Origin of the sequence: Streptomyces sp. NPDC056224, from assembly GCF_042267665.1 — a bacterium.
Classification (GTDB): domain Bacteria; phylum Actinomycetota; class Actinomycetes; order Streptomycetales; family Streptomycetaceae; genus Streptomyces.
Genome location: NZ_JBHJTK010000011.1, coordinates 134,059 through 151,472, shown reverse-complemented (window position 1 = coordinate 151,472; position 17,414 = coordinate 134,059). Strand labels below are relative to the sequence as shown.

15 protein-coding genes are annotated in these 17,414 nt (G+C 72.8%); 1 reads left to right on the top strand and 14 read right to left on the bottom strand.

What is annotated here, in order from left to right; genetic code table 11:
* Positions 1-13: 13 nt before the first annotated feature.
* From topA to bldG, 7 genes are all read right to left on the bottom strand, one after another.
* Positions 14-2,854 (bottom strand): type I DNA topoisomerase, encoded by a 2,841-nt coding sequence (topA, locus tag ACFCZ1_RS16890; protein WP_376679035.1) that lies wholly within the window; start codon positions 2,852-2,854, stop codon positions 14-16.
* Between the two features lie 265 nt (positions 2,855-3,119).
* Positions 3,120-3,317: a hypothetical protein gene (locus tag ACFCZ1_RS16885; RefSeq protein WP_376679034.1), complete on the bottom strand. Its 198-nt coding sequence runs from the start codon at positions 3,315-3,317 to the stop codon at positions 3,120-3,122.
* Positions 3,318-3,431: 114 nt separating this feature from the next.
* Complete coding sequence (locus tag ACFCZ1_RS16880) at positions 3,432-4,961, bottom strand: methyltransferase (RefSeq protein ID WP_376679033.1); 1,530 nt, start codon at positions 4,959-4,961, stop codon at positions 3,432-3,434.
* Positions 4,962-5,153: 192 nt separating this feature from the next.
* Positions 5,154-5,720 (bottom strand): small secreted protein, encoded by a 567-nt coding sequence (locus ACFCZ1_RS16875; protein ID WP_376679032.1) that lies wholly within the window; start codon positions 5,718-5,720, stop codon positions 5,154-5,156.
* 161 nt (positions 5,721-5,881) lie between these two features.
* Entirely contained in the window at positions 5,882-8,284 is a 2,403-nt protein-coding gene (locus ACFCZ1_RS16870; RefSeq protein ID WP_376679031.1) for a sodium-translocating pyrophosphatase, read from the bottom strand.
* 255 nt (positions 8,285-8,539) lie between these two features.
* Positions 8,540-8,980, bottom strand: coding sequence for an ATP-binding protein (locus ACFCZ1_RS16865; protein WP_376679030.1), 441 nt, complete (start codon positions 8,978-8,980; stop codon positions 8,540-8,542).
* 101 nt (positions 8,981-9,081) lie between these two features.
* A complete protein-coding gene (gene bldG, locus ACFCZ1_RS16860; RefSeq protein ID WP_030152678.1) occupies positions 9,082-9,423 on the bottom strand; it encodes an anti-sigma factor antagonist BldG in 342 nt (113 codons plus the stop codon).
* An 81-nt stretch (positions 9,424-9,504) separates the two neighbouring features.
* Between bldG and ACFCZ1_RS16855 the strand changes: the two genes are divergently transcribed.
* A complete protein-coding gene (locus ACFCZ1_RS16855; protein WP_376679029.1) occupies positions 9,505-11,979 on the top strand; it encodes a DEAD/DEAH box helicase in 2,475 nt (824 codons plus the stop codon).
* On the opposite strand, the gene ACFCZ1_RS16850 is transcribed toward ACFCZ1_RS16855, so the two are convergent.
* Genes ACFCZ1_RS16850 through ssd form a run of 7 tightly spaced genes read right to left on the bottom strand, consistent with a single transcriptional unit; the run spans position 11,927 to position 17,048 of the window.
* Entirely contained in the window at positions 11,927-12,421 is a 495-nt protein-coding gene (locus tag ACFCZ1_RS16850; protein ID WP_376679064.1) for an Rv3654c family TadE-like protein, read from the bottom strand. The genes ACFCZ1_RS16855 and ACFCZ1_RS16850 overlap by 53 nt on opposite strands.
* A 59-nt stretch (positions 12,422-12,480) precedes the next feature.
* Positions 12,481-12,828 carry a TadE family type IV pilus minor pilin gene (locus ACFCZ1_RS16845; RefSeq protein WP_376679028.1) on the bottom strand — a complete coding sequence of 116 codons (348 nt, stop codon included), beginning with the start codon at positions 12,826-12,828 and terminating at the stop codon, positions 12,481-12,483.
* Between the two features lie 25 nt (positions 12,829-12,853).
* Positions 12,854-13,051, bottom strand: coding sequence for a DUF4244 domain-containing protein (locus ACFCZ1_RS16840; RefSeq protein ID WP_376679027.1), 198 nt, complete (start codon positions 13,049-13,051; stop codon positions 12,854-12,856).
* A 49-nt stretch (positions 13,052-13,100) separates the two neighbouring features.
* On the bottom strand, positions 13,101-13,877 hold the full coding sequence (locus ACFCZ1_RS16835) for a type II secretion system F family protein (RefSeq protein ID WP_376679026.1): 777 nt from the start codon (positions 13,875-13,877) through the stop codon (positions 13,101-13,103).
* Positions 13,877-14,764: a type II secretion system F family protein gene (locus ACFCZ1_RS16830; protein ID WP_376679025.1), complete on the bottom strand. Its 888-nt coding sequence runs from the start codon at positions 14,762-14,764 to the stop codon at positions 13,877-13,879. The genes ACFCZ1_RS16835 and ACFCZ1_RS16830 overlap by 1 nt, the downstream gene beginning before the upstream one ends.
* The gene (locus ACFCZ1_RS16825; RefSeq protein WP_376679024.1) at positions 14,761-15,909 is read right to left on the bottom strand and encodes a TadA family conjugal transfer-associated ATPase; all 1,149 of its coding nucleotides are present in this window, start codon (positions 15,907-15,909) and stop codon (positions 14,761-14,763) included. Before ACFCZ1_RS16825 ends, ACFCZ1_RS16830 begins: the two co-directional genes overlap by 4 nt.
* Entirely contained in the window at positions 15,906-17,048 is a 1,143-nt protein-coding gene (gene ssd, locus ACFCZ1_RS16820; protein WP_376679063.1) for a septum site-determining protein Ssd, read from the bottom strand. Before ssd ends, ACFCZ1_RS16825 begins: the two co-directional genes overlap by 4 nt.
* Positions 17,049-17,414: the final 366 nt, after the last annotated feature.

The window sequence follows — 17,414 nt, the reverse complement described above, 5'->3', positions numbered from 1 at the left end:
GCAGCCGGGGCGGTTACTCGTCCGCCGGAGCCTCAGCGATCTTCTTCGTCACCGTCTTCTTCGCCGTCGTCTTCTTGGCGGCGGCCGAGGCAGTGGTCTTCTTGGCCGCAGTCGTCTTCTTCGCGGCGGCGGTCTTCGTCGCCGTCGCCTTCTTCGCCGGAGCCTTCTTGGCCGGGGCCTTCTTCGCCGGGGCCTTCTTCGCCACCTTCTTGGCCGGGCCCTTCGCCCGCTTCTCCGCGAGCAGCTCGTAGCCCCGCTCCGGCGTGATCGTCTCGACGTCGTCGTCCCGCCGCAGCGTCGCGTTCGTCTCGCCGTCCGTCACGTACGGACCGAAGCGGCCGTCCTTGACCACCACCGGCTTCTCGCTGACCGGGTCGGTGCCCAGCTCCTTCAGCGGCGGCTTGGCCGCCGCACGGCCCCGCTGCTTCGGCTGCGCGTAGATGGCCAGCGCCTCGTCCAGCGTGATCGAGAAGAGCTGGTCCTCGGTCTCCAGCGACCGCGAGTCCGTGCCCTTCTTCAGGTACGGGCCGTAGCGGCCGTTCTGGGCCGTGATCTCCACGCCCTCCGCGTCCACGCCGACCACGCGCGGCAGCGACATCAGCTTCAGCGCGTCGTCCAGCGTGACCGTGTCCAGGCTCATCGACTGGAAGAGCGAGGCCGTCCGCGCCTTGACCGCGTTCTTGCCCGTCTTCGGCGTGCCCTCGGGCAGGATCTCCGTCACGTACGGCCCGTAGCGGCCGTCCTTCGCGACGATCTCGTTCCCGCTCACCGGGTCCTTGCCGAGCTCGAACTCGCCGCTCGGCTTGGCGAACAGCTCCTCCGCGTAGGCGACCGTCAGCTCGTCCGGAGCCATGTCGTCCGGGACGTCGGCCCGCTGGTGGCCCTCCGCGTCCTTCTCGCCCCGCTCGACGTACGGACCGTAACGGCCGACCCGCAGCACGATGCCCTCGCCCACGGGGAAGGAGGAGATCTCCCGGGCGTCGATCGCGCCCAGGTCCGTGACCAGCTCCTTCAGACCGCCGAGCGCGTCACCGTCGGCCGGTACGACCTCCGAGGCGTCCTCGGCGCCGAAGTAGAACCGCTTCAGCCACGGCACGGACTGGGCCTCGCCCCGCGCGATGCGGTCGAGGTCGTCCTCCATCCTCGCGGTGAAGTCGTAGTCGACGAGCCGGCCGAAGTGCGTCTCCAGCAAGTTGACCACGGCGAAGGACAGGAAGGACGGCACGAGCGCCGTGCCCTTCTTGAAGACGTAGCCGCGGTCCAGGATCGTGCCGATGATCGACGCGTACGTCGACGGGCGGCCGATCTCGCGCTCTTCGAGCTCCTTGACCAGCGAGGCCTCGGTGTAGCGGGCCGGCGGCTTGGTCGAGTGGCCGTCCGCCGTGATCTCCTCGGCGGCGAGCGCGTCGCCCTCCGCGACCTGCGGAAGGCGCTTCTCGCGGTCGTCGAGCTCGGCGTTCGGGTCGTCCGCGCCCTCGACGTACGCCTTCATGAAGCCGTGGAAGGTGATCGTCTTGCCGGAGGCGGAGAATTCGGCGTCGCGTCCGTCCGAGGCCCGGCCGCCGATCTTCACGGTCACCGAGTTGCCGACCGCGTCCTTCATCTGGGAGGCGACGGTCCGCTTCCAGATCAGCTCGTAGAGGCGGAACTGGTCGCCGGACAGGCCGGTCTCGGCCGGAGTGCGGAAACGATCGCCCGAGGGGCGGATCGCCTCGTGCGCCTCCTGCGCGTTCTTGACCTTGCCCGCGTAGACGCGCGGCTTCTCCGGCAGGTAGTCGGCCCCGTAGAGCTGCGTGACCTGCGCCCGCGCCGCCGACACCGCGGTGTCGGAGAGCGTGGTGGAGTCCGTACGCATGTAGGTGATGAAGCCGTTCTCGTACAGCTTCTGCGCCACCTGCATGGTCGCCTTCGCACCGAAGCCCAGCTTGCGCGAGGCCTCCTGCTGAAGCGTCGTCGTACGGAACGGGGCGTACGGGGAGCGGCGGTACGGCTTGGACTCGACCGAGCGGACGGCGAACGAGGCACCGTCCAGCGCGGCGGCCAGCGCCCGGGCGTTCGCCTCGTCGAGGTGCAGCACCTCGCTCTTGAGCTGCCCGTTCGAGCCGAAGTCGCGGCCCTGCGCGACGCGCTTGCCGTCCACCGTGTTCAGGCGGGCGACCAGCGTGGACGGGTCCGAGGCGTCCCCGGCGCGGCCGGTGGAGAAGGTCCCGGTCAGGTCCCAGTACTCGGCGGAGCGGAAGGCGATGCGCTCGCGCTCCCGCTCGACGACGAGGCGGGTGGCCACCGACTGGACGCGCCCGGCCGACAGCCGCGGCATGACCTTCTTCCACAGGACCGGCGAGACCTCGTAGCCGTAGAGGCGGTCGAGGATGCGGCGGGTCTCCTGTGCGTCGACCATGCGCTGGTTGAGCTCGCGCGGGTTGGCGACGGCATCGCGGATCGCGTCCTTGGTGATCTCGTGGAAGACCATCCGGTGGACGGGGACCTTGGGCTTGAGGACTTCCTGCAGGTGCCACGCGATGGCTTCGCCCTCGCGGTCCTCATCGGTGGCGAGGAAGAGTTCGTCGGAATCGGCCAGGAGCTCCTTGAGCTTCCTGACCTGCGACTTCTTGTCGGCATTGACGACGTAGATCGGCTGGAAGTCGTGTTCGACGTCCACGCCGAGGCGGCGGACCTCGCCCGTGTACTTGTCGGGGACCTCCGCGGCGCCGTTCGGGAGGTCGCGAATGTGCCCGACGCTCGCCTCGACGACGTATCCCGGGCCGAGGTAGCCCTTGATCGTCTTCGCCTTGGCAGGGGACTCGACGATGACGAGTCGGCGGCCGCCCTTTGCGGTCTCGCTAGTCGGGGACAACTTGGCTCTTCTCTCCGGTCGGCACTCGGTCGCAGTACGGCGACGCTGCGGAGTGTGACGGTACAACCCGCCCCCGTGTCAAACGGCACAAGCCCGCAACGGCCACTCGAACGGTAACCCGACAAGTGCCGTTTCTGCCGCCCGGATGCCGCGCCGGACCCTTCCCGATCACCGGGCCGGGTGGCCGGGGGGCCGTCTGGCCGCGCTCCCGCAACCCGTCCCACGTCGGCTTCTGCCGGAGATCCTGGCCGGTCGCGGCCCCGCCTCAGGGGCGTGCGAGGCACCACGCCCCGAGCGCCAGCGACGTCCCGGCGGCGAGGAGGGCCAGCGGGACGGCCACGGCGGGGCGCACGCCATCAGCCACCGGCGCGCGGCGCAGTGCACGCGCCCCTGTCCAGGCCAGCAGAGCGCCCCCGAACAGCAGGAACACGGTCCCCGCGAAGACCGCCGGGCCGTTGTCCATACCGCGCTCCCCTTCCCGGTGGGCCATCCCCGGAATCCCCCCGGATCCCGGGGTCAGGAGCCTTCCAGCCGCTCGGGTACGGCCGGCGAACCCCGGGTTACATCCCGGTGCCGACTACCGCGCGGGGCCCGTCACGGGCTCCAGGAAGCCCTGCTCCACCAGCATCCTGATGGCCTCCGGGGTGCGGTCCCGCAGGACGACCGGATCCTCCTGCACCAGTTGCGCGATGGCGTCCAGGATCCGGCCCGCCGTCAGTGAGCCGTCACACACTCCGGCGAAACCCGCCCCGACCGTGTCGACCTTGGTCGCACGCCGCATCCCGCGGTTCTGCCGGAGCACCACGTGCTCCGGGTCCTCCGCGCCGGGCGCGCCGACCTGCTCCTGCACCACCTCGCCGGCCAGCACGAAATAGCCCTCCAGCAGGGAGGCGTCGTCGTGCTCGCGCAGGTAGTCCTGGCGGGCGAAGTGGGCCAGGACGGTCTCGCCGAGCGGCTGCTCCACCGAGTGCGGCCACTCCTCGACCACGATCGAGGGTTCGGCCGCGTCCGACCGGCGCAAGGTGATCCACCCGAAGCCGACGGACTTGGTCTTGCGGGCCTCGAACTCGTCCAGCCAGGCCTCGTACCGCCGCGCGTACTCGGCGGGGTCGGCGCGGTGGTCGCCCGCGTCGCGCAGCCAGAGTTCCGCGTACTGCGTCACGTCCTGCACGTCACGCTGCACGATCCACGCGTCGCAGCCGCGCGGCACCCAGGAACGGACCCGGTCGTGCCAGTCCTCGCCCTCCACGTGCTGCCAGTTGCCGAGGAACTGCGCGTGCCCGCCGGGGTTGAGGTGCGCGCCCGCCTCCTGGACCAGCGTCCGGCACAGGTCGTCGCCGCCCATGCCGCCGTCCCGGTACGTGAGCCGGGCGCCGGGCGAGATCACGAACGGCGGGTTCGACACGATCAGGTCGTACGTGGCGTCCCCGACCGGCTCGAAGAGCGACCCGGTGAGGAGCTCGGCCTCCGGGGCGCCGGACAGCGCCAGCGTCAGACGGGTGAATTCCAGGGCCCGGGGGTTGACGTCGGTGGCCGTGACCCGCGTGGCGTGCTGGGCCGCGTGCAACGCCTGGATGCCCGAGCCGGTGCCGAGGTCCAGCGCGGAGCCCACCGGGGTGGGGACGGTGATCCCGGCCAGGGTGGTGGAGGCGCCGCCCACCCCGAGGACCACGCCCTCATCGCGGCTGCCGATCCCGCCGGCCCCGCCGACGGCGCAGCCGAGGTCGGAGACGATGAACCAGTCCTCGCCGTCCGGGCCTCCGTACGGGCGCACGTCGACGGTGGCGCGCACGGTGTCCTCGCCGTCGGCGGCCCCCTCCCGACGCAGCCAGCCGTCGGCCACGGCCGCCTCGGCGGGCAGGGCGGCCGCGGCCTGCGCGTACGGAACGGGCTGCTGGAGCAGGAACAGCCGGACCAGGCTCGCGAGCGGGCCGTCACCACCGCCGCGGGTGGCGCGCAGGGCGGGAACCGTCTCGCTGCGGGCCAGCGCGGCATAGGCGGGGGCACCGAGCAGGTCGAGCAGACCGTCGGCGGTGAAACCGGCGGCGAGCATGGCGGTTCGGATCTCGGCGGCGTGGTCGGGCGCGGGAAGGCTGGTGGTACTCACCCGACCATTGTGGCGGTTGGGGCCGACAATCCGTGCGGCGCGCGGGCGTCGGCGTGGGCCACCGGGGTGGGCCACGCGGTGGAGCACCGCGGCGGGCCACGGGGCGGGACGTGCGACAGGGCGGCCACGGCCCCGCACGGGACCCGGCCGCCCTGACCGCCGGGCGTCAGCTCATCGCATCGCCCGGCCCCGCTACTTGGGCGACGGCGACGGCGCCGCCACCTGGCAGCCCTTCTGGCTGTTGATGGCCTTGTCCAGACCGCCCGCGTTGAGCTGGGCGAGTGCGTCCTTGCCGCCCTTCGTCGCCTCCTCGAGGCCGCCGGCCACCTCCTTGAGGCCGTCGGCGAACTTCGTCTGGTCCTTGGGGTCCAGCGCGTCCATCTTGACCTTGAGGTCGGCGTAGCCCTTGGAGGTCGACTCGAACCCCTTGGCCGCGGCGTCCTGGGTCGCGGCACCGTTCTTGACCGGCGGGCTTCCCGCCTGCTGCAGGGCGGTCCCCATCGTCTTGTACGACTCGGACATGGTCGCGAACGCAGCCGAGTCGGTCTTCTGGACCTCCTCGGGCTTGCTGCTCTCCGTCGCCACGCGCTTGATGTCGGCGTTGGCCGCCTCGATCTTCTTGAGTTCGGGCTGCCACTGGTCGCAGACCTTCTTGGCCCAGGCGTTGGCCTTCCCATCGCTGTCGTCCCCGCCGCAGCCGGACAGGACGAGCATCAGTACCGCACCGCCCGACAACGCGGCCGCAAGCTTCTTGTTCACCGGATTGGTCCCTTCGAAGGCTCTCGGCCCGGAAGATACACGGCTGCCATCCGGGGACACACAAAGGCGGACAGACGGCGCGTCAGTCCGCGCCGCCTGTCCGCCGTTCGGGCGCACGGCCCGGCCCTGCCCGGCACCGCCCGTACCGATGCGGTCTCGGGTCAGGAGACCGTCGCGGGGTCGGCCGACTGGGCCACCCGCTCGGCGGCTCCGCCCCCGGTCTCGTCGCCGACGGCGATGCCGCGGCGCTTGGAGATGTACACCGCGCCGATGATGACGCCGATCGCGAGCACCGCCACGATCGCCCGTACCACGGGGCTGGTGTCCGGGCCGTAGCTGAACTGCACGACCGCCGGGGCGATCAGCAGCGCCACCAGGTTCATCACCTTCAGCAGCGGGTTGATCGCGGGACCGGCGGTGTCCTTGAACGGGTCGCCGACCGTGTCCCCGATGACGACCGCGGCGTGGGCCTCGCTGCCCTTGCCGCCGTGGTGACCGTCCTCGACGAGCTTCTTCGCGTTGTCCCACGCGCCGCCGGAGTTGGCGAGGAAGACCGCCATCAGCGTGCCCGTGCCGATGGCGCCGGCGAGGAAGGAGCCGAGCGCGCCGACGCCGAGGCTGAAGCCGACGGCGATCGGGGTGAGGACGGCGAGCAGGCCGGGCGTGGCGAGCTCGCGCAGCGCGTCCTTGGTGCAGATGTCCACGACACGCCCGTACTCGGGCTTCTCGGAGTAGTCCATGATCCCGGGGTGCTCGCGGAACTGGCGGCGCACCTCGTAGACCACGGCGCCCGCGGAGCGGGAGACCGCGTTGATGGCGAGGCCGGAGAACAGGAACACCACGGCGGCGCCGAGGATCAGCCCGACCAGGTTGTTGGGCTGGGCGATGTCGAGGCTGAGGTTCATCTCCCCGGCCTTGGCGCCGACTTCCCTGACCGCGGTGGCGATCGCGTCGTTGTACGAGCCGAACAGCGCGGCGGCGGCGAGCACGGCCGTGGCGATGGCGATGCCCTTGGTGATGGCCTTGGTGGTGTTGCCCACCGCGTCCAGGTCGGTCAGGACCTGCGCCCCGGCGCCCTCGACGTCACCCGACATCTCGGCGATGCCCTGCGCGTTGTCGGAGACGGGCCCGAAGGTGTCCATGGCGACGATCACGCCGACCGTGGTGAGCAGGCCGGTGCCGGCCAGGGCCACCGCGAAGAGCGCGAGCATGATCGACGTACCGCCGAGCAGGAACGCCCCGTAGACGCCGAGGCCGATGAGCAGCGCCGTGTAGACGGCGGACTCCAGGCCGACGGAGATGCCGGCGAGGACGACGGTGGCCGCGCCGGTCAGGGAGGACTTGCCGATGTCCCGGACGGGACGCCGGTTGGTCTCGGTGAAGTAGCCGGTCAGCTGCTGGATCAGTGCCGCGAGCACGATGCCGATCGCGACGGCGACGACCGCCAGGACGCGCGGGTCTCCGGAGTGGTTCAAGATCGCGGCGTCCTCGACCCCGACGAGCTCCTTGTACGTGGCCGGGAGGTACGCGTAGACGGCGATCGCGACCAGGACCAGGGAGATCACGGCGGAGATGAAGAAGCCGCGGTTGATCGCCGTCATGCCGCTGCGGTCGCTGCGGCGCGGGGAGACCGCGAAGATGCCGATCATGGCGGTGATGACGCCGATCGCGGGGACGATCAGCGGGAAGGCCAGCCCCAGGTCGCCGAAGGCGGCCTTGCCGAGGATGAGTGCGGCCACCAGGGTGACGGCGTACGACTCGAAGAGGTCGGCGGCCATTCCGGCGCAGTCTCCGACGTTGTCGCCCACGTTGTCGGCGATGGTCGCGGCATTGCGCGGGTCGTCCTCCGGAATGCCCTGCTCGACCTTCCCGACCAGGTCGGCGCCGACGTCGGCGGCCTTGGTGAAGATGCCGCCGCCGACGCGCATGAACATCGCGATCAGCGCGGCGCCGAGGCCGAAGCCCTCCAGGACCTTCGGCGCGTCGGCCGCGTAGACCAGGACGACGCAGGAGGCGCCGAGGAGGCCGAGGCCCACGGTGAACATGCCGACCACGCCGCCCGTACGGAAGGCGATCCTCATCGCCTTGTGGGAGACCTCGGTCAGGTCCTTGGCGGGCTCCCCCTCGGCGGGGGTGGCCTCTCTCGCGGCGGCGGCGACGCGGACGTTGGCGCGGACCGCGAGGCGCATGCCGATGTAGCCGGTGGCCGCCGAGAAGAGGGCGCCGACGAGGAAGAAGGCGGACCGACCCGCCCGCTGGGACCAGGTATCGGCGGGCAGCAGGAAGAGCAGGAAGAAGACCACGACGGCGAAGACGCCGAGGGTCCGCAGCTGGCGGCCCAGATAGGCGTTGGCGCCCTCCTGCACGGCCGCGGCGATCTTCTTCATGCTGTCGGTTCCCTCGTCGGCGGCGAGGACCTGGCGGACCAGGATCTGCGCGACGACGAGTGCGGCCAGTGCCACGGCCGCGATGACGATCACGATGAGCCGGTTGTCATCGGTGAGTACTGCGGCTGCCAGATCAGAGGTGCGATCCGGCGCGATAGGGGTGAAGAGCCCCGTCATTCGTCCTCCTTGACGTGATGAGCTCAAGATGGACGGATTGTAGGGAGCGCGCCCCGATCAAAACAGTGCGCAGGAAACGGAATTGGCGTGCTCTTGCTCCTCAGCAATAGATCGCGTCACTCCATTACCCTCGAAAGTAGTAATGGGGCAAAAGCATTGACGCCGGGTCATTGATCTAGGGAAATGAAAAAGGCCCTGCTCAGCAGGGCCCTGATAAAGATCGGAAGATACGTAGGAATGCGCGGCGCCGTGGATCTACGGCGACTCGGCGGCTCCCGAGACCGGCCAGCGCATCCGGATGGTCCCGCCCGATTCCCCACTGGTCACCTCGACGTCGTCGACGAGCCCGCTGATCACGGCGAGGCCCATCTCGTCCTCGCCCTCGATGTCGGGGTCCAGGACGGCGTCCATGCCCGACACGGCATCGCCCTGGCCGCCGGCCGGTCCGGGAACCCCGTCGCCGACCTCGATGGAGAAAACTTTCTCCTCCTCGGTCAGGACGACCCGGACGGGCGCGGACAGCCCGATGCTGCGATGCAGTCCGACGGCACGCGAGCAGGCCTCGCCCACGGCGAGGCGGACCTCGTCGAGGACGGCTTCCTCGACTCCGGCCCGGCGCGCCACGGCGGCCGCGACCAGGCGGGCCGTCCGGACGTGTTCGGGCTGGGCGCTGAAGCGCAGTTCAACGGTGGCCATGCGCGTCCCCCTCGGACTACGGGCGTGCCTTGACAGGGGCCCGGGCCAACCGTGGCCCGGTACCCCCGCTCTCGTCTTCGGCTCCTCGCCTTACGGAGCCGTCAGTCGGTGGCGGCGACGGCGTCTTCCACCGTGGTGTGGATCGGGAACACCTTGGTCAGACCGGTGATGCGGAAGATCTTCAGGATGCGCTCCTGATTGCACACCAGACGCAGCGAACCCTCGTGCGCGCGGACGCGCTTGAGGCCTCCCACGAGCACACCAAGCCCGGTGGAGTCGAGGAAGTCCACTCGCTCCATGTCGACAACCAGGTGGTAGCTGCCGTCGTTCACCAACTCGACCAACTGCTCGCGCAGCTTGGGCGCGGTATACACATCAATCTCGCCACCGACCTCTACGACCGTACGGTCGCCGACAGTGCGAGTCGACAGGGACAGGTCCACGGATCCTCCAGCACCTTGCTATCGAGCGGCGCCCCCCAGGGGCCTCCCCACCCGAAGGTAGGTGAGGGATTGGCTGCCGCGATGGCATTCAATCACTTACCGGCAGGCGCGCACGACGCCTTGGGACCATTGTCCCGCACGCCAGTGACACACTCGGTTCCAATGGCCAATACTCACCGTCCCGGTCGGCCCACGCCACCCGCGGACCCTCGACCCACCCCCGACACGGTCCTGGACCGGCTGTCACGGGGGCCTTCCCGGGCTGCGCGCATCACCCATACGGAGCACTTGCCCCCTCGGGAGGGTCGTCATGCAGTCTGGCCGGACCGCATCCGAACGAATGTCGTAGCCGCTATTCAGGCCGCCGGGATCGACCATCCGTGGGAACACCAGGCCGCGGCCGCCGAGCACGCCCTGGACGGCACATCCGTGGTCGTCGCCACCGGCACCGCCTCGGGCAAGTCCCTGGCCTATCTGGCCCCCGTGCTCTCCGCCCTCGTGGACGGCGCCGAGGCCCCGAACGGCCGCGGCGCGACCGCCCTGTACCTGGCCCCCACCAAGGCCCTGGCGGCCGACCAGCGCCGCGCCGTACGGGAACTGGCGGCCCCGCTCGGCAACGCGGTACGGCCCGCCGTGTACGACGGCGACACGCCGGTAGAAGAACGCGAATGGGTGCGCCAGTACGCCAATTACGTGCTCACCAACCCCGACATGCTGCACCGCGGCATCCTCCCGGCCCACCCGCGCTGGTCCTCCTTCCTGCGTGCCCTGCGCTACGTGGTGATCGACGAGTGCCACACCTACCGCGGGGTATTCGGCTCCCACGTGGCCCAGGTACTGCGCCGGCTGCGACGGCTGTGCGCCCGCTACGGCTCCGACCCGGTCTTCCTGCTCGCCTCCGCCACCTCCAGCGATCCGGCGAAAGCGGCGTCCCGGCTGACCGGGGTCCGCGTCGTCGAGATCACCGACGACGCCTCCCCCCGCGGTGAGGTGGTCTTCGCCCTCTGGGAGCCGCCGCTCCTCACCGAGCTGCGGGGCGAGAGGGGCGCGCCCGTCCGCCGCACGGCCACGGCCGAGACCGCCGACCTGCTGACCGACCTGGTCGTTCAGGGGGTCCGCACGGTGGCCTTCGTCCGCTCCCGGCGCGGCGCCGAGCTGATCTCCGTGATCGCCCAGGAGCGGCTCGGGGCGGTCGACCGTTCGCTGGTACGGCGGGTAGCCGCCTACCGTGGCGGATACCTGCCCGAGGAGCGCCGGGCCCTGGAGCGGGCCCTGCACTCCGGCGAGCTGCTTGGCCTGGCCGCCACGACCGCCCTGGAGCTGGGTGTGGACGTGTCGGGGCTCGACGCGGTCCTGATCGCCGGCTACCCGGGCACCCGGGCCTCCCTGTGGCAGCAGGCGGGCCGGGCCGGGCGCTCGGGCCAGGGTGCCCTGGCCGTGCTGATCGCCCGTGACGACCCGCTCGACACCTACCTCGTCCACCACCCCGAGGCGCTGTTCCGCCAGCCGGTGGAGGCCACCGTCCTGGATCCGGACAATCCGTACGTCCTGGCCCCCCACCTGTGCGCGGCGGCGGCGGAGCTGCCGCTGACCGAGGCCGACCTGGAGCTCTTCGGCCCGGCCACCCACGAGCTCATCCCCCAGCTGGAGGCGGCGAAGCTGCTCCGGCGGCGGGCCACGGCCTGGCACTGGACCCGCCGGGAGCGGGCCTCGGACCTGACGGACATCCGGGGCGGCGGCGGGCGCCCGGTGCAGATCGTGGAGGCCTCTACCGGCCGGCTGCTGGGCACGGTCGACGAGTCGGCCGCCCACACCGCCGTCCACGACGGGGCCGTCCACCTGCACCAGGGCCGCACGTACCTCGTGAAGCACCTGGACCTGGAGGATGCTGTCGCCCTTGTCGAGGAGGCGGATCCGCCCTTCTCCACCACCGCGCGCGACACCACCTCCATCTCGGTCCTGGAGACCGAGGCGGAGATCCCCTGGGGCGCGGCCCGACTCTGTTACGGCTCCGTCGAGGTCACCAACCAGGTCGTTTCCTATCTGCGGCGCAAAATGGTCACCGGCGAGGTGCTGGGCGAGGCCAAGCTGGACCTGCCGCCCCGCACCCTGCGCACCCGCGCCGTGTGGTGGACGGTCACCGAGGACCAGCTCGACGAGGCCCGGATCAACCCGGAGATCCTCGGCGGCGCCCTGCACGCCGCCGAGCACGCCTCCATCGGCCTGCTCCCGCTGTTCGCCACCTGCGACCGCTGGGACATCGGCGGCGTCTCCGTGCCGCTGCATCCCGACACCCTCCTCCCGACGGTCTTCGTCTACGACGGCCACCCCGGCGGCGCCGGATTCGCCGAGCGGGCCTTCCACACGGCCCGCACCTGGCTGACGGCGACCCGCGACGCGATCGCGGCCTGCGAGTGCGAGGCCGGCTGCCCCTCCTGCATCCAGTCCCCCAAGTGCGGCAACGGCAACGACCCGCTCCACAAGCGGGGCGCCGTCCGCCTCCTCACCCGCCTCCTGTCCGAGGCCCCGCAGACCCCGCAGACCCCGCAGCAGTAGCTGGGCCCCCGCTCCCCGCAGCCGCCCCAGAATCTGGGCCTGGGCTGCCTGGATCGATTCCGGAGCCGAGGGCGTCTCTGGGACCAAGGCCGGATCCGGAACCGAGGCCGATTCCGGGCGGCTTACGGGAGGGGCCGGAGTCCCCCTCGCCACCGGGACCGCCGGTCCCGACGGCCCCGGCGGGAGGGCCTGCGCGGGCGGTGATCGTGGGGGCGAAGGGTCCCGTGACGGGCTGGGCCGTCACCTCGGCCACCTCGCCCCGGAGGGTGCAGGTACCCAGGGCCGCGTCCTGGGCCCGTGCCACCCGGTGGGCCGCGGCGCAGGCGGTCTGCGGACCGTGGGCCCAGGTCGCCGCCGCCGCGAGCGCCGCCAGGTCCGCGGCCGCCGCCGCCCGGTGCCGGGCCACGACAGCCTGCCCGAGCAGCAGCACACCGCCGAACACCGCCCCCAGCACCGTCGCCACCAGCGCCGCCCACACCGTCGCCGAACCCCGGTCCCGGCTCACGACGGCGGCCCCACGCTGTCCTCCGCCAAGGCCACCGCCTGCGCCCCGAGCCGCACCGGCAGTCCGCCCGGCCCCGGCGCCGGGGCCGCCACCCGCACACGCCACAGGTCCCCCTCCCGCTCCAGCTCCACCCGCGCCCCGGACGGCGCAGCCGACCGGGCCGCCGCCACCGCCACCTCGGCCGGTTCCGACCGGGCCGCCGCCCGGGCGCCGGCCCGGGCCGCGTCCACACACCGGATCTGCGCGGCCGCCGCCATCAGCGCCCACACCAGCAGCGCCGCGAACAGCACCAGGGCCGGGATCACCAGGGCGGCCTCCGCCGTCACATATCCCCGGTCGCCCATTCCCCGGATTCGGCCCGGATTTCCCTCAGAACGGCACATCGAGCGCCTTCCCGATGGTCGACTGAAGCGCCGTGGCGACCGCTTCGCTCGTCACCACCTTGTACAGAACAGCCGCGAACGCACACGCCGCGATCGTGCCCATGGCGTATTCCGAGGTGGACATCCCCGCGTCGCTCCCACGACCTCGCAGTACCGACCGCACACGAAACCAGATGATCCTCATGGCAACCTCCTGTTGATTTTCCTTGCTGACATGCGTGGTTAATGGGGCGTCAGGTGTTCGTGAGGAGACCCGACGCCATTCCGATCACCACCGGAGCGACCCCGATCGCGAGGAAAGCGGGGAGAAAACACAGACCCACCGGCGCGGTGACGAGCACCGCCGCCCGCTGCGCCCTGGCGCCCGCCTGCCGGGCGCGGTCCTCCCGGAGGGCCGAGGCGAGCCGGGAGACGGGTTCCGCCGCGGGAGCACCCGTCCGGGCGGCCCGCTCCAGGCATTCCGCGAGGGCCCGGGCACCCGGTATCTCCGCCAGCCTCCCCCACGCGGCGCCCGGTTCGCCGCCGAGCCGCAGCTCCGCCCCGGCGCGTGCCAGCCGCTCGCCCACCGGGCCGCCCAGCGATTCGCCCACCACCTCGGCCGCCTCCACCGGACCGGCCCCGGCTGCCAGGCAGGCGGCCAACAGGTCCGCCGCGAACGGCAGCTGACGCTCCGCCTCCCGCAGATCGACCCCGGCCACAGGCCGCGCCCTGGCCTGCCACCGCCGCGTCCCGAGCGCCGCCACGACGCCGACGGCCACCCCGGCCACCCCGCCGACGAGCACCCAGCCCGCCAGCAGTGCCCCGGCCGGCCGGCCCCAGACGGCCACCACACCGCGCAGCCGCGCCATCGGCACCGGCTCCCGTGGGGCCGGCCGCACGCCCAGCAGGGCCCCGAGCCTGCGCCGGGCCCGCCGAGCCCGGATCCGCTCGGCCACCGCCGCCACCGCGCACAGCGCAGCCACCGCCAGGCACAGCACGATCCCCAGCCTGTGGATCCCGAAGCCGCCCATCACCGCTCCCCCATCCGTACGATCCGCCGACACCAGAGCAGACCCAGCGTTTCCAGCACCCCGCCCGCGACCAGGCAGCCCCACCCCATCGGGGTGTGCAGCAGCACCCGCAGCGGATCCGCTCCCAGCCCGGTGCCGATCACCAGGCCCACCAGGGGCAGCAGGGCGAGCACCACCGTCGTGGACCGCGCCCCCGCCAACTGGGCACCCAGCGACTCCTGGCGGTCCCGCTCGGCCCGCAGGGCCCCCTCCAGCCGGTCCAGCCCGGCGGCCAGGCCCGCACCGCCGTCCACCGACACCCGCCAGCAGGCGGCCATACCGGCCAGCCCTTCCGCGCCGGGCTCCCGCGCCGCCTGGCGCAGCGCCCCGGGCACGTCCCCGCCGAACGCCGCGGCGGCCAGCACGCCCGCCTCCACGGCGCCCGGACCGCCGGGTCCCGGCGCCGCCCTCCGTATCGCCGCCGTCAGGGCCTGGCCGGGCTGGGCTCCCGCCCGCAACTCCCCCGCCGCCGCACCGCAGAGCGCCACCACCTCTGCGGCCCGCGCCACCCGGGCCCGCTCCCGAGCCCGGGTCCGCAGCCACCGCCGCACCAGCGGTACGGCGGCCACCCCGGCCAGCAGCGGGATCACCGACGTGCCGAGCACGGCGACCACCAGCCCGGCGGCGAGGCAGCCCCACTCGCGCCACCGGGCCGCCCGCACCCGAACAACCGCGAGCAGGCGATCCAGGCGCACCGGTTCGCGCGGCGCCGTCGGACGGCTCCCGGCCGACGCCACCGCCCGGGCCCGCCGGAACACCCGGTCGCCGCCCGTCAGACCCCAGGCGGCCGCCCCGGCGCACAGCACACCCGCGAACACCGGCACCGGCAGCGCCGCCACGGCGCTCACCGGGCACCTCGCAGCAGCGGGCGCAGCCGCTCCCAGCCCCGCTCCCGTACGAAGCCCCTCGCGGCCCAGCGCAGCGCCGGCACGGTGACCACCAGACCTGCGGCATCCCGCTCCAGCACGTGCACCTCGGCCACCCGGCGCCGCCCTTCGCGGTCCCGCACCAGGTGCACCACCAAGGTCAGCGCAGCCGCCAACTGGCTGTGCAGGGCGGCCCGGTCGAGCCCGGCCGCCGTCCCCAAGGCCTCCAGCCGGGCCGGGACATGGGCCGCGGCATTGGCGTGGACCGTGCCACAGCCCCCTTCGTGACCGGTGTTCAGCGCCGCGAGCAGGTCTGCGACCTCCGCTCCCCGGACCTCGCCGACCACCAGGCGGTCGGGACGCATCCGCAGCGCCTGGCGGACGAGGTCCGCCAGCGTCACCAAGCCCGCACCCTCCTGGTTGGCGGGCCGGGTTTCGAGCCGCACCACATGCGGATGGTCGGGGCGCAGCTCAGCCGAATCCTCGGCCAGCACGATCCGCTCACCGGAACCGACCAGTCCCAACAGGGCGCTGAGCAAAGTGGTCTTACCGGTTCCGGTCCCGCCGGAGACCAGGAAGGACAGCCGGGCCTCGATCATCTCCCGCAGCAGCCGGTGCCCGCCGGGCGGCAGTGTCCCCGCCGCGACCAGCTCCTCCAGGGTGAACGCCCGCGGCCGCACCACCCGCAAGGAGAGGCAGGCCGACCCGACCGCCACCGGCGGCAGCACCGCGTGCAGCCGGGTGCCGTCGGGCATCCGGGCGTCCACCCAGGGCCGGGCGTCGTCCAGCCGTCGCCCTGCGACGGCGGCCAGCCGCTGGGCGAGCCTGCGCACGGCCCCCGGGTCGGTGAAGGTCACCCCGGTCAGTTCCAGCCCGCCGCCCCGGTCCACCCACACCCGGTCCGGGGCGGCCACCAGTACATCGGTGACCTCCGGGTCGGCGAGCAGCGGTTCCAGGGGGCCCGCGCCGACCAGTTCGGACCGTAACTCGGCGGCGACGCCGAGCACTTCCGCGTCGCCCAGCAGGCGGCCCTGAGAGCGCAGCGCCGCCGCGACCCGCGCCGGGGTCGGTTCCGCGCCGCTTTCGGCGAGCTGGCGGCGCACCGCGTCCAGGAGCAAGGCGCTCATGCCGGCACCCCCTGGGCGGAGCCGAGCGCCCGCTGCCAGAAGCCGTCGCAGAAGCGGGACAGCGCGCCCCGCCCCTGTGTCCCCGGTGCTTCCCCCTCGGCCACCCGTCCGGGAAGTCCCACCTCGACCGGCACCTCACCGGCCAGTGGCACCCCCAGCAGTGCGGCGACCGCCTCCGGGTCGAGACCGCCCGGGCAGCGGCCCCGGACGACGACGCGCACGTCCCCGGCCACCATCCGCACCCCGGCCGCCACCCGGCCCGCGGCGGCCACCGCCCGCAGCTCGCCCGGCACCACCATCAGCACCAGGTCGAGCTGGGCCAGTACCTCCGCCACGGCTTCGTCCACCCTCCGCGGGAGGTCGACCACGACGACCCCGCCCCGGCGGCGGGCGGCCGAGACCACCGATCGCATCGCGGCGGGCGGCACCACGACCCGGTCCCCGCGGTCCCAGCTCAGCACCCGCAGCGCGTGCAGTTCGGGCAGGGACTCCTCCAGGGCTCCGGCGGCCACCCGGCCGCGCGAGGCCGCGAAGTCGGGCCAGCGCAGCCCTTCCGCGCCCTCGCCTCCGAGCAGGACGTCCATGCCGCCGCCCAGCGGGTCTCCGTCGATGAGGATGGTCCGCTCCCCCGTGCGCGCGGCGCGGACGGCGAGTGCGCAGGCGAGGGTGGATGCCCCGGCCCCGCCGCTGCCGCCGATCACCCCGACGGCCAGCGCGGGCCGCCCGGCTCCTTCCACCACGTCGGCGATGCGGTCGACGAGACCGCTTTCGGCGTCCGGGAGCCTCAGCACCTCCTCGGCGCCGATCTCCACCGCCCGCTGCCACACGAGGGGGTCGTCCAGATCCCGGCCGACGAGGAACACGCCGTCCCTGCGCGGTGCCCCGCGCACCCGCCGGGCCGCGTCGTCCCCGACCAGCACCAGGGGCGCGGACTCCCATCCGACGCTCCCACCGCTCCCACCGGGCCCACGAGGCCCGCCCGTACCACCCGGCTCCGGCACCTCGTGGTGCACGTGCGGCTCGGCACCCGCGGCGGCGCACAGCCGCAGCAGGTCGTCGAGCAGCAGGGGATCCTCGGTGATGATCAGCGGGCGCCCGCCGACGGCGGCACCCGCGGCGACGCTCCCGGCCCCGCCCACCGCGGACTTCGGTGTTTCGTACGACTTCGATCGAGCCACGATCTCCGCCCCCTTCTCGCTGCGAATCCAGCACCGCGGACTTCGCGGCTGGAATCACCGTGCAGCGATCGGGAAAAAGAAGTGGATCTTGGGCGAAAACTGTGGACAGCGCGCCGATTGTGAATAACCCGGCCACTCGCGCAGGTGAGTTCCGGAGCGCGGCGGAACCACTACGCAACGTCACGAGTTGGAAGGGGTGAGGGCCTTCGCCATGGAGGCCTCGTACAACAGGAGGGCCGCAGGGATGGTCACTCGGGGCCGAAGGCGGGGACGCGAACCGCGTCCGGACATGCGACGACCCCCGCCGGGGGGGAGAGCGGGGGTCGT

What these genes read in the sequence shown, in the direction of transcription:
- ACFCZ1_RS16885 (WP_376679034.1), bottom strand. Translation starts at nt 3,317, where the DNA reads ATGGACAACGGCCCGGCGGTCTTCGCGGGGACCGTGTTCCTGCTGTTC.
- ACFCZ1_RS16870 (WP_376679031.1), bottom strand. Translation starts at nt 8,284, where the DNA reads ATGACGGGGCTCTTCACCCCTATCGCGCCGGATCGCACCTCTGATCTG.
- ACFCZ1_RS16865 (WP_376679030.1), bottom strand. Translation starts at nt 8,980, where the DNA reads ATGGCCACCGTTGAACTGCGCTTCAGCGCCCAGCCCGAACACGTCCGG.
- ACFCZ1_RS16855 (WP_376679029.1), top strand. Translation starts at nt 9,505, where the DNA reads ATGGCATTCAATCACTTACCGGCAGGCGCGCACGACGCCTTGGGACCA.
- ACFCZ1_RS16845 (WP_376679028.1), bottom strand. Translation starts at nt 12,828, where the DNA reads ATGGGCGACCGGGGATATGTGACGGCGGAGGCCGCCCTGGTGATCCCG.
- ACFCZ1_RS16840 (WP_376679027.1), bottom strand. Translation starts at nt 13,051, where the DNA reads ATGAGGATCATCTGGTTTCGTGTGCGGTCGGTACTGCGAGGTCGTGGG.
- ACFCZ1_RS16835 (WP_376679026.1), bottom strand. Translation starts at nt 13,877, where the DNA reads ATGGGCGGCTTCGGGATCCACAGGCTGGGGATCGTGCTGTGCCTGGCG.
- ACFCZ1_RS16825 (WP_376679024.1), bottom strand. Translation starts at nt 15,909, where the DNA reads ATGAGCGCCTTGCTCCTGGACGCGGTGCGCCGCCAGCTCGCCGAAAGC.